The following is an 11,133-nucleotide window of genomic DNA, read 5'->3' on the forward strand; positions in this document are numbered from 1 at the left end:
CGAAAGTACTCTGGTCTTATCCGGAACGCCAAGACCGGATCCGATGAAAATAAACAGACCAACTTGTCACAGCGCCGGGGGCCAAGACCCGGTGACCGGGACAGAGAAGTAATAACAAGGCCGAAAAAAGGCCAACCATGCCATCGCCGAGCGGCCGGATGACCGGTAGCCGGATAAATGCTAAGTCCATAAAATCAGGAGCATTGTAATGGAAGTTATCCTCTTCAAGCGTGCCGCTTTGAGTGCCGCCGTCATCGCCGCCATGATAGCCCCGGGCATGGCCCTGGCCGTTCAGGACACCATGAGCCCAAGCTACGGCAAATCCTACGAAGCCTTCGTGGAGGACGCCAAACTCTCCGGCGGCGTTTTCTACTTCCAGCGCGAGCGTGACCGCAAGGATGGCGCCGGCGATGGCCAATACCACTCCAACCTCAGCCACTCCACCGCTCAGCTGGCACTGAACTTCAACTCCGGCTACGCATGGGATGTGGTCGGTGTCGATGTCGGTGGCTATGGCGCCATGGATCTGGCCGTTGACGAAAGCAACCCGGTCAACGAAGAGAACGAGTTCTCCTTCTGGGGCAACAGCTGGGGTGGCTCCGATGGCCGCTCTGAAAACGGCGCCAGCCTGACCAACGCCGCCCTCAAGTTCAAGTTCTTTGATGGTGCCGTCACCGCCAAGGGGGGTCTGACCCAGCTCTACGTGCCCGGCATCATCGGCGTGAACTGGTCCTATCAGCCCGGCACCTACCGTGGTGGCCAGGTGGAAGGCAACTTCGGCAACCTCTACCTGACCTACGCCATCGCTGACGAATACAAGGCCCCTTGGTATCGCGATACCCAGAAGTTCTCCCGCGCCAAGGCATGGATGGACCCGTTTGCTGATGAAAACGTCATCGACTACATCCACGGTCTGGCCGCCCGTTATACCTTCGAGAACGGCACGGCCGTCACCGCCGCCTTCGGTCAGTCCGAAGACTACATGGACAGCTACCACTTCAAGCTGGCCCACAAGTTTGATGTGCTCGGTGGCCTCAATACCAGCTACCAGTTCTACGGCTCCAAGACCGACGACTACACCAAGGATGGCGGCGAGATTGAGACCTACGACGGTCTGGCCTGGCAACAAGCCATCACCTTCGGCTGGGGCGCCGGCCCGTACGGCTTCCGCCTCGAAGGGCTGTGGACCAAGGCCGAAGGCTCCGAGGGCAACTACCTGCCCCGTCTGACCCGCGGCTACGGTAACTCTCAGGGCGCGAACGAGATCTGGTGGGACTCCCGCTCCGACTGGAACGAAAACAACGAGAAGGCCGTCTTCTTCGGCGTGACCCGTACCCTGGATGACCTGGTCGGGGCCGCTGGCTGGACCGTCGGTCTCTCCGGTGCCTATGGCTGGGATGCTGAGAACGGCGACAGCACCATCAAGAACGGTAAGGAGTGGGCCGCCAACTTCGACCTGATGTACACGGTGCAGGAAGGCTCGCTCAAGGGCACCCTGTTCAAGCTGCACTACACCGATTACAACAACCAGCAAGACGACAAGGGGAGCTGGTACTACCCGAACATGTTCGCCTCCGAGCGTGACGTGAAGTTCCACATCATCATGCCGTTCACCGTACTGTAACGGTTATCCATGGCAGAAAGCACAACCGGGCCCCTGTGGCCCGGTTTCATTTTGCGCTACCCTGACGCTTTCCACCGCCAAGGATGCCTCGATGGCCAACCGTTACGTCCTCATCACCGGCTGCTCTAGCGGCATCGGGCTCGCCGCCGCCCGTGGCCTGCGCCAGCACGGCTTTTCGGTGATCGCCTCCACCCGTAGTGAAGAAGACGCCGCCCGCCTGCGCGGCGAAGGGCTGACCACTGTCCGCCTCGATCTGCGCGATCCCGCCAGCATTGAAGCCGGGGCCGCCGAGGCGCTCTATCTGGCCGGCGGGCGCCTGTATGGACTGTTCAACAACGGCGCCTACGGTCAACCCGGCGCCCTTGAGGATCTGCCAACCGAGGCGCTGCGCGAGCAGCTCGAGACCAACCTCATCGGCTGGCACCATCTGATCCGGCTGGTGCTGCCGGGCATGCTGGCGGCCGGCGAGGGGCGTATCGTGCAAAACAGCTCGGTGCTCGGGCTGGTCGCCATGCGCTATCGCGGTGCCTACAACGCCAGCAAGTTCGCTCTGGAAGGTTACAGCGATACCCTGCGCCTCGAGCTGGCCGGCAGCGGGGTGCACGTCAGCCTGATTGAGCCGGGCCCCATCGACACTCAGTTTCGGGTCAACGCCCGTGACGCCTTCTTGCGCCATGTTGACCCAAAAGCGAGCCGCCACAAGAAAGCCTACCGCCAGACCCTCAAGCGGCTAGAAAAAGAGGGGCCGAGCGGCCGTTTCACCCTGCCGCCCGAATCTTGCCTGCCGCCCCTGGTGCACGCCCTCAGCAGCCGTCGCCCCAAGGCCCGCTACCCGGTCACCTTCCCGACCCGGCTGTTTAGCTGGCTGCGCCGGCTGCTGCCAACCCGCTGGCTCGACCGGCTACTGGTCAAGTCCGCCTAGAAGTGCTGGCCGTCGCTGTAGTAGGCGCTGCGCTCGAGCGCCTGGAACACCACGGCCACCCGCACCTCGCTCCCCACTATTTCGCGCACCTGTTCGGTGATGAGCCGGGCGGCGGCATCCTGCACCGCCTGCTCGCGGGCAAACCAGGCCACCTCGATGAGGGGCGAACTCTGGCGCGGCCAGCCATCGGCAAAGAAGGTACTCTCGACCCGCTCCAGGGTGAAGTTGGCCGGATCGCTGCCCAGCAGCTCGGCTAGGGCATCGATCAGGGTCAGGCTCAAACGCTCGACGTCCGGTTGGGACAGAGCACGGCAACGCAGGTGAGGCATGGGAACTCCGGTTTGTTATAGTGGCTTCCTTAAGTGAGCCCCAGTGTGCAACATAAGGATTTCCATGATCAAATTTCTGCGATCCCCCTGGCTTCTCCTGCTGCTCTGGCCGCTGCTATTGCGTGCCGAGCCCGCGTTCTACCAGGTCGAGAAAGGGGCCCAGACGCTCTGGCTGCTCGGCTCAGTGCATGCAGGCCATACCTCTCTCTACCCCTTGCCAAAGGCCATCGACGAGGCGTGGCAACAGAGCCGGCAACTGGTGGTCGAGGTGAACCTCAATCAGATAACCCCTGGCGATCTGGCCGAGATGGCCCGCCTCACCCGCCTGCCAGATGGCCAGCAACTCGCCGATGTGCTGCCCGCCGCGCTCTATGCCAAGACCCAGACCGCCGCCGCCCGCCTTGGCGTGCCCATCGCGCAGCTCGCGCCGCTGCAACCCTGGTATGCGGCGCTGGCTCTGAGTCAGGCCGCCATCGGCCAGAGCGGTTTTGATCCGGCGCTCGGGGTCGACAGCCACTTTCTGGCCCAAGCCACTGACGCCAAGCGCCCCATCAAGGGGCTGGAAGGCTTCACCGAGCAGCTCGGCTATCTGGCGAGCGTCAGCGCGCACCAAAACGCCATGCTCGAGAGCACCCTCGATGAGCTGGATGATTTCAAGCAGAGCTTCACCGAGGTGCTCAACGCCTGGCAGGCCGGCGATGAAACCCATTTAAGCGAGCTGCTCAAAGAGGAGATGGGGCCGCAAGAGCTACAGGAGTGGCTCGAGCAGAAACTGCTGGCCGAGCGCAATGCGCGCTGGCTGACCCAACTGCCGGGTCTTGAGAGCGGCAGCTTCATCGTGGTCGGCTCACTGCACCTGTATGGGCCAAAGGGGCTGCTGGCCGGCCTTGCCGAGCGCGGCTACCGCATCGAGCGCCTCAGCCCGCCCGCCACCACGCCGGGTTGAGGCGGTAGGCCCTCACCCGCTTGCCCGTTATAATCGGCAAAAAATATCCAGGAGCCGCGCCGTGCAACCCGACGATTATCAGCTCTTCATGCAGGAGATGAGTGGCGTCAAGCCCATCACGTCTGATCAGATCCCCCCCTCCTCGCCTTTGCCGCACCCCAGCGAGGCCCAGCTCGCCCGCCGCGAGGCAGCCATGCGCGAGGACGGCCATGAACCCGATGGCCTCACCATGGAGGCGGTCGAGATGCTGCGCCCAAGCGATCCGGTCGGCTTCAAGCGCGACGGCGTGCAGGAGGGGGTCTACAAGAAGCTGCGCCTTGGTAAATATGAGTTGCAGGCGAGCCTGGATCTGCACCAGCACACCCTGCGCGAAGCGCGCGTGGCGCTGCTGCAATTTATCCGCGACTGCCTCGAGCGCGACATCCGCTCCGTGCTGATCCTGCACGGCAAGGGAGAGCGCAGCCAGCCCCAGGCGCTGCTGAAAAGCTACGTGAGCGCCTGGCTGCCGCACATTCCCGAAGTGATGGCCATGCACAGCGCCGAGCGCCGCCACGGCGGCAGTGGCGCCTTGTATGTGCTGCTGCGTAAAAGCGATCGCAAGAAGGCGGAGAATCGCGAGCGCCACCTGCGCCGCCTCGCCTGACGAGCCCCTCTCACACCAGGAATCCCCCATGTCATATCAACAACTGGAAGCCCATCAACGCCAGATCGACCGCCTGCAACACCTCTTTGCCATCTGTGGCTGGGATCAGGCGACCATGATGCCCGAAGGCGGCAGTCAGGCCCGCGCCGAGGCCATGGCTGAACTTGAGGTGCTGCTGCATGCCAAAAAGACCGCTCCCGAGGTCGGCGATTGGATTGCTGCGGCCGAAGGCGAATCGCTCAGTGCGGCGCAACAGGCGAATCTCAACGAGATCCGCCGCCACTGGCAGGATGCCCGCCTGCTGCCTGCCGATCTGGTCGAGGCGCTTTCACTGGCCGGCAGCCGTTGTGAGCACGCCTGGCGCCGTCAGCGCCAAGAGAACGACTGGGCTGGCTTTGCCCCGAATCTCGGCGAGGTGGTGCGTCTGTCGCGCGACGTCGCGAGGCTGCGGGCCGAGGCGCTCGAGATGCGCCCCTATGACGCCATGCTGGCGCTGTATGAACCGGGCATGAGCGTGGTCAAGTTGGATCAGGTGTTTGGCGATCTCGCCAACTGGCTACCGGGGCTCATCACAGAGGTCAGTGAACGCCAGCGCGGCGAAGCGGTGCTCACCCCCGTCGGCCCCTTCCCGACTGAGCAGCAAAAGGCGCTCGGGCTCGAGGTGATGTCGCTCATCGGCTTTGACTTCAACCACGGCCGCCTCGATGTCAGCTCCCATCCGTTTTGCGGCGGGGTGCCCACCGATGTGCGCATGACCACGCGCTACAACGAAGAGGAGTTTGTCTCGAGCCTGATGGGCATCATCCACGAGACCGGCCACGCCCGCTACGAGCAGGGGCTGCCGCGCGAGTGGCTGGGCCAGCCGGCGGGTGAGGCGCGCTCCATGGCCATCCACGAGAGTCAGAGCCTGTTTTGCGAGATGCAACTCGGCCACCACCCGGCGTTCCTGTCGCTCATTGCTCCGCGCATCCGCGCCCATTTCGGCGAGCAGCCAGCGCTCTCGGCGGCGAACTTGGCGCGCCTTTACAACCGGGTTGAACCCGGCTTGATCCGGGTCGATGCGGATGAGGTGACCTATCCGGCCCACGTCATCTTGCGTTATGAACTGGAGCGCGATCTCATTGAGGGGCGCATCGAGGTGGCCGACATTCCCGAGCTGTGGGATGCGAAGATGCAGCAGTGGCTGGGGCTGCGCACGGCCGGTAACTACCGAGATGGCTGCATGCAGGATATTCACTGGACTGATGGCTCGTTCGGCTATTTTCCGAGTTATACGCTGGGCGCCATGACAGCGGCGCAGTTGCGCTTTGCGCTGGAGCGCGATCTCGGCGAGATGGGCAGCGTGATCGAGGCCGGTCGCCTGCCTGCCCTGTTTGCGTGGCTCAGTGCAAAGATCTGGCAACACGCGAGCTTGCTACCCACTGACGAGCTATTGACGCAGGCAACGGGCGAGACGCTGTCACCGCGCTGGTTGCGCCGCCACCTTGAGCAACGTTACGTCGGCAAGTAACCCCCCCTCAGTACGGGCCACAGGGTCACATTAGGCCGCCCTGTGGCCCTCCCCGATTTTCTTTTCATTGCTGTCCGTTTTTGGCTAGTCACCGCTCCGCCTCCCCCCTACTCTGAGGGCAAGATCCAAGGAGGCCCTATGCTCCCCCTCACCCCAGCCCAGTGCCGCAGTGCCCGACTAGCCCGCGATGCCCGTTTCGATGGCCGCTTCTTCACCGGCGTGCTGACCACGGGGATCTATTGCCGCCCTGTCTGTCCCGCGCGGCCGCCACTGGAGCACAACGTGCGTTATTTCTTCAGCGCGGCAGCGGCGGAGCTGGCCGGACTGCGCCCGTGCTTGCGTTGCCGGCCAGAGCTTGCACCGGGGGAGCGCCACCCCTTGCCCGGCGCACTGTCTTATGTGCTGCACGCGATCGCGCGCGGCGATCTCGCTGACATGACGCTCGATGAGCTTGCGGCGCGCTACGGCGCGACGGCGCGCACGGTGCGCCGCCAGTGCGAGCAGCACCTTGGGCTCACCCCGCTCAAGTTAGAGCAGACAAGGCGCTTGCTGCTGGCGAAGCAACTGCTCACCGACACGCAGCTTTCCATCACGGAGGTGGCGTTCGCCGCCGGTTTTCAAAGCTTGCGCCGCTTTAACGATGCGTGGCTGCACGCCTACCACTTAAGCCCGAGCGCGCTGCGCCGCTCCCTGGCCCCCGCCATCCCGAGCGATGGCCTAACGCTGCACCTTGCATACCGCCCCCCGTATGACTTTGCGGCCTTGCTCGCGTTTTTCCGCCTGCGCGCCATTGCAGGCATCGAGGAGGTGAGTAGTCACTGCTACGTGCGGCACCTGCCCATGGGAACACGTGGCAACCCGGCACGTCTTGCCGTGCGCCAAGGGGAAGGTCACCAACTGGTGGTCACGTTTTATGGCATCCACCCGCACGAGTTGCCGCTGCTGCTGCATAAGGTGCGGCGCCAGTGGGATCTCGATGCCGATCCGGCCCCGATTATCGCCCGCCTAGGCACTGGCCTGCTGGCCCCCCAGGTGGCGGCCGCACCGGGATTGCGACTGCCCGGTGGCTGGGACCCGCTTGAGGTGATGCTGCGCGCCATCATAGGCCAGCAGATCTCGGTGAAGGGGGCGATCACGATTCTTGGACGCCTGGTGGCGCGCCGCGCCGCGCAGTGGGGCGCCTCGGCATTGCCAAGTGGCCCCGAGCTACTAGCCATGAACCTCGATGGCCTTGGCCTGCCCGGCAGCCGGGTGCGTACGCTCAAGGCGCTGGCTGAGGCATTGGCTGGCGGGCTCGATCTTGAGACCGCCAGCGATACCGAGTTGCTTGCCCTGCCCGGCATCGGCCCTTGGACGGTGGCTTACTGGCGCCTGCGCTGCGGGGTCGATCCTGACGCCTTCCCGGCCAGCGATCTGGTATTGCAAAAAGCCCTGATCCCAGGGACGCGATTAAGCACCGCAGCCCTCACTGAGCGGGCCGAACCATGGCGACCGTGGCGCGCCTATGCCGCTAGCTGGCTATGGCATGGCGCCGCCAGCGGCGTGCCCGCCACCCCCTCACATAAAGGAGATCCCCATGATCCGCTTTGACCTGATGGATACCCCCTGCGGCCCATTGCTGGTCGCCATCAACCGGGCGGGGCTCGCCCACGTCGATTTCGTCGATGGCCTGCGCCCGCTGCCGCTAAGGCCTGAATGGCGGCGCGATAGCAGTGCGCTCGCGCCGTTTATGCGTGAGTTTCATGACTACTTCAACGGTGCGCTACGCGCCTTTACGCTGCCGTGTGCCCCAGCCGGCACCGCCTTTCAACATGAGGTATGGGCGCAGCTTCGCACCATTCCCTTCGGCCAGACCCGCAGCTATGGCGAACTCGCTGCCCTGCTTGGCAAGCCGGGGGCAAGCCGCGCCGTCGGTGCCGCCAATGGGCACAATCCGCTTTCGATCATCGTCCCTTGCCATCGGGTGATCGGTAAAGACGGCTCACTCACCGGCTATGCCGGTGGCCTGCCCATCAAGCGGACTCTGCTGCGCCTGGAAGGCATTCCCATCTGACCCCGTCATGACGTGGCTGGCGACGCAATGTTTGATCGCCAGCCAACTTTCATTTTTTTGCACTGTTCCAGTGCGAAACCCTCTGTATCATCAGCCAGACTGGCTCGCCACCTCCCTCCCGCAGGCTGACAGAGGCCCATGCCAGCGGTAAAGGAAGCGGCTACAGTGTTATCGAACTTACAGACCATGAAGGGGAGTTGCATGGGCTTTGCCAATACCATTTGTCAAAGAGCGGCTTGGCACTTGATGCTGTTGTTACCTCTTCTGTTCACGTTCGCCGCAGCGGCTTCAGAGCCCAGCCTTATCCTCACCGGCAGCCCTGTCTATCCACCGTTCAGTTGGCAAAGTCACAGTAACCCGCAGCAGGTGACCGGGATCGGCATTGAGCTGGCCGAGACCATCAGCAACGAGCTCGGCATATCGGTTGAAAACCACTATGCCGGCCCATGGAAACGGGTGCAGAACACCGCCGAAAACGGTGACGTGGACATGATTGCCGGCCTGTTCGTGACCAAGGAGCGGGAGGCCTATCTCGACTACGTCTATCCGCCCTTCATGATGGATGAGTCCGTCATCTTCACGCTCAAGGGGCATGCAGTGCCGCTCAAAAATTGGCATGACGCGGCGAGCAAAGTCGGTGGTGGCCTGCTCGGGGATGCCAGCATCACCGCCTTCGAGCAGAAGGCTCAGTCGCACTTCCCTGATCAGAAGTTTCAAATCGAGCATGTGGCGACGGTCGAGCAGTTATTCAAAAAGCTCGAATATGGCCGCAACGACTACATCATCTACGGCCTACACGCCGGCCTTGCCTACGCCCAGCGCGAAGGGGTGAGGGATAAGATTGACTACATCTCCGCCGGCCTGCCCAAACACGGTATGTACCTTGCTTTTGCCAAAAAGTCGGCCTTCAGATCCTACAAGGCGGCGTTTAGCCAGAAGATCATCGCCTACAAGGCCAATGGCTATATCGATGCCCTGATCAAAAAATACGAGACAAAGTGGCAACAGGAGTCAGGGCCCAACTAGCCGCACACCCAGGGCTGGCAGCAAGGTGTCATCAACCTGTCATCAACACAGGCCACCATACGCAGCGCTAATCCACAGTCACCGGATCGGACTTAAGGTACTTGCGTGCGCATCTCTCTCTTTTCTCGTCTCTCCTCCCTGCTTTTACTCTCGTTGGCCACGCTGTTGACGGCCGCGCTGTGGTGGGGCAGCCAGCAACTGCGCCTAGACACCTCGCAAACCGAGCGTATTCAACTGCTGCAATACCTCATCAGCCAGCCCCTGCAAGAGAACCTGAACCACTATCTGGGCAGTGGCGATCAGACCCACCTCAAAGGGGCAGAGCAGACTCTGCGGCGGATCAGCCAGCAGGCGGCCACGCTGCCCGCCTCACTCGCAGCGCCCCTTAGCAAGCAACTGGCCGACATGACCCAACGCCTGCAACGGGAGTATCTCGCGGCCGGTAAACTCTCTGGCAATCAGCAACTGCTGCTGCAAAACGCCGAGAACGAACTGGTGGCCCAACTGCGCCAGTTACAGCGTTACGGGGAGCAGGCCAGCGATGCACAAGGGTTGGCCTTCATCCGCCATAGCGGTGCCATGCTGGCTGCGTTACCGACCCTGGCCCACCAGAGAGAGAGCTATCTGGAACAGGCCAATCCGGCGTTAAATGCCGCCATGCAGCAGACCTTGGACGATATGCAGCAGCAGAGCGAGGCCCTGCTCGCCCTGCCCCTGCTGGGCCAATACGCCGAACGCAGCACGGATCTGCTGGTGCTGACCCCCACTGAGCCGGAAGAGATAGGAGAAACGGCCCGCAGCGAGATTGCCAGTCTGCTGCGCCGCTATCCGGGTGAACTGGCCGCCACCACGCGTCAACTCACGCAGCAGCAGGCGGCACGGGCCCAAGTCAACCGGGATATTGCGGCCTTGCTGCGCACCGGCAGCGAGTTGAGCCATGCCCAAACCATGCTGCGCCAACAGACCCAGAGCCGCCTCAATCTCATCCTCGGCAGCATGGCGCTGACCCTGGTGCTGTTTGCCCTGCTTGGCTGGCAGTGCCAGCAGCGCTGGGTGCTGCGCCCATTGCGGCATCTGCAACAAGCCTTCGCCCGTCTGGCCGATACGGGGGATGCAGAGCCCCTGCCCGAGCTGCGCCAGCGTAACGAACTCGCCGAGATCGGGCGCAATTACAACCGGCTGATCGCCCGTCAGCATCAAGATCAAGAACACAAGGCCCAGCAGTTGTCCGCCGTCTCGGCCTCGTTGCAGGAGATGGTCAGTCTGGTCGAGCCGATTCAGCAAAGCACCGCTCATGCCCAGAACGCCGTCAGCGAAGGGGGGGCCATGATGGAGGAGCTCAAGAGGCTGGCGGCCGAAGTCAGCGGGGTCGCGGCGGACATCGCGGCTCATGCGAGCCACAACGAGCAGCACATGCGCTCGAGCGAAACCATGGTCGATACCCTGCTCGAGACCACGGGTCAGACCACCCGCGCCATCGATGAGTGTCAGCAGGCCATCGGCGAGCTGGGCCACTCCCTGGGTGAGGTCACCGCCATTGTCGATGTGATTGGTCACATCGCCCAGCAGACCAACTTGCTGGCCCTCAATGCCGCCATCGAGGCAGCCCGTGCCGGCGAGCAAGGCCGAGGCTTTGCCGTGGTCGCCGACGAGGTACGCCACCTCTCGGCCGATACCCAGCGCTCTCTCGAGCAGATCGTCGATATTCTGACCCGCTTGCAGGGGGCGGGCGATCGCCTCTCGGCGACCATGCAACGCATCGACGAAGAGGCCAAACGCCAGCATGAGCAAGCCAATACCCTGCGCCACACCACCCGCACGGTGCAAGACACGGTGCGCAGCACCGCCGTGGTGGCCCAGCAGGGCGCCGACCATGCCCGCTGTCAGGCCGACCGGCTGTCACGTTTCGCCGAGCTGATGGAGCAGATCCGCACCCAGTCGCTCCAGATCACCGAGCAGGCGCACCGGGTGGCCAGCCACATCGGTGAGCAGGCGGGGCGCATCCCGGCCATCCTGGCCCAGGCATGATCCGATGACAAAGAGCCCCGCCAGTGCGGGGCTCTTTACAACCCTGAGAACC

General features: G+C 63.3%; 10 protein-coding genes. 9 read left to right on the forward strand and 1 reads right to left on the reverse strand.

Translation table 11 applies throughout. The features are described 5' to 3' along the window. Positions 1-208 precede the first annotated feature (208 nt). Positions 209-1,624 (forward strand): OprD family outer membrane porin, encoded by a 1,416-nt coding sequence (locus FE240_RS11895; RefSeq protein ID WP_193001173.1) that lies wholly within the window; start codon positions 209-211, stop codon positions 1,622-1,624. A gap of 91 nt (positions 1,625-1,715) precedes the next feature. After that, positions 1,716-2,546 carry an SDR family oxidoreductase gene (locus tag FE240_RS11900; protein WP_193001174.1) on the forward strand — a complete coding sequence of 277 codons (831 nt, stop codon included), beginning with the start codon at positions 1,716-1,718 and terminating at the stop codon, positions 2,544-2,546. Here FE240_RS11900 and FE240_RS11905 read toward each other — a convergent pair. Beyond that, entirely contained in the window at positions 2,543-2,875 is a 333-nt protein-coding gene (locus FE240_RS11905; RefSeq protein WP_042048316.1) for a DUF1904 family protein, read from the reverse strand. The genes FE240_RS11900 and FE240_RS11905 overlap by 4 nt on opposite strands. A 64-nt stretch (positions 2,876-2,939) precedes the next feature. Between FE240_RS11905 and FE240_RS11910 the strand changes: the two genes are divergently transcribed. From FE240_RS11910 to FE240_RS11940, 7 genes are all read left to right on the forward strand, one after another. Continuing rightward, entirely contained in the window at positions 2,940-3,821 is an 882-nt protein-coding gene (locus FE240_RS11910; protein WP_193001175.1) for a TraB/GumN family protein, read from the forward strand. Between the two features lie 88 nt (positions 3,822-3,909). After that, a complete protein-coding gene (gene smrA / locus FE240_RS11915; protein WP_264293208.1) occupies positions 3,910-4,464 on the forward strand; it encodes a DNA endonuclease SmrA in 555 nt (184 codons plus the stop codon). Between the two features lie 28 nt (positions 4,465-4,492). Continuing rightward, complete coding sequence (locus FE240_RS11920) at positions 4,493-5,974, forward strand: carboxypeptidase M32 (protein WP_193001179.1); 1,482 nt, start codon at positions 4,493-4,495, stop codon at positions 5,972-5,974. Positions 5,975-6,112: 138 nt separating this feature from the next. Next, positions 6,113-7,564 (forward strand): AlkA N-terminal domain-containing protein, encoded by a 1,452-nt coding sequence (locus FE240_RS11925; RefSeq protein ID WP_193001181.1) that lies wholly within the window; start codon positions 6,113-6,115, stop codon positions 7,562-7,564. After that, the gene (locus FE240_RS11930) at positions 7,551-8,027 is read left to right on the forward strand and encodes a methylated-DNA--[protein]-cysteine S-methyltransferase (RefSeq protein ID WP_193001183.1); all 477 of its coding nucleotides are present in this window, start codon (positions 7,551-7,553) and stop codon (positions 8,025-8,027) included. Before FE240_RS11925 ends, FE240_RS11930 begins: the two co-directional genes overlap by 14 nt. 246 nt (positions 8,028-8,273) lie before the next feature. After that, positions 8,274-9,053 carry a substrate-binding periplasmic protein gene (locus tag FE240_RS11935; RefSeq protein WP_226799147.1) on the forward strand — a complete coding sequence of 260 codons (780 nt, stop codon included), beginning with the start codon at positions 8,274-8,276 and terminating at the stop codon, positions 9,051-9,053. A gap of 105 nt (positions 9,054-9,158) precedes the next feature. Then, on the forward strand, positions 9,159-11,081 hold the full coding sequence (locus FE240_RS11940; RefSeq protein ID WP_193001187.1) for a methyl-accepting chemotaxis protein: 1,923 nt from the start codon (positions 9,159-9,161) through the stop codon (positions 11,079-11,081). Positions 11,082-11,133: the final 52 nt, after the last annotated feature.

Source organism: Aeromonas simiae (assembly GCF_014892695.1).
GTDB classification, from domain to species: Bacteria; Pseudomonadota; Gammaproteobacteria; order Enterobacterales; family Aeromonadaceae; genus Aeromonas; species Aeromonas simiae.

Coding starts and splice junctions, on each gene's coding strand:
- FE240_RS11895 (WP_193001173.1), top strand. CDS start 209: ATGGAAGTTATCCTCTTCAAGCGTGCCGCTTTGAGTGCCGCCGTCATC.
- FE240_RS11900 (WP_193001174.1), top strand. CDS start 1,716: ATGGCCAACCGTTACGTCCTCATCACCGGCTGCTCTAGCGGCATCGGG.
- FE240_RS11905 (WP_042048316.1), bottom strand. CDS start 2,875: ATGCCTCACCTGCGTTGCCGTGCTCTGTCCCAACCGGACGTCGAGCGT.
- FE240_RS11910 (WP_193001175.1), top strand. CDS start 2,940: ATGATCAAATTTCTGCGATCCCCCTGGCTTCTCCTGCTGCTCTGGCCG.
- smrA (WP_264293208.1), top strand. CDS start 3,910: ATGCAGGAGATGAGTGGCGTCAAGCCCATCACGTCTGATCAGATCCCC.
- FE240_RS11920 (WP_193001179.1), top strand. CDS start 4,493: ATGTCATATCAACAACTGGAAGCCCATCAACGCCAGATCGACCGCCTG.
- FE240_RS11925 (WP_193001181.1), top strand. CDS start 6,113: ATGCTCCCCCTCACCCCAGCCCAGTGCCGCAGTGCCCGACTAGCCCGC.
- FE240_RS11930 (WP_193001183.1), top strand. CDS start 7,551: ATGATCCGCTTTGACCTGATGGATACCCCCTGCGGCCCATTGCTGGTC.
- FE240_RS11935 (WP_226799147.1), top strand. CDS start 8,274: ATGCTGTTGTTACCTCTTCTGTTCACGTTCGCCGCAGCGGCTTCAGAG.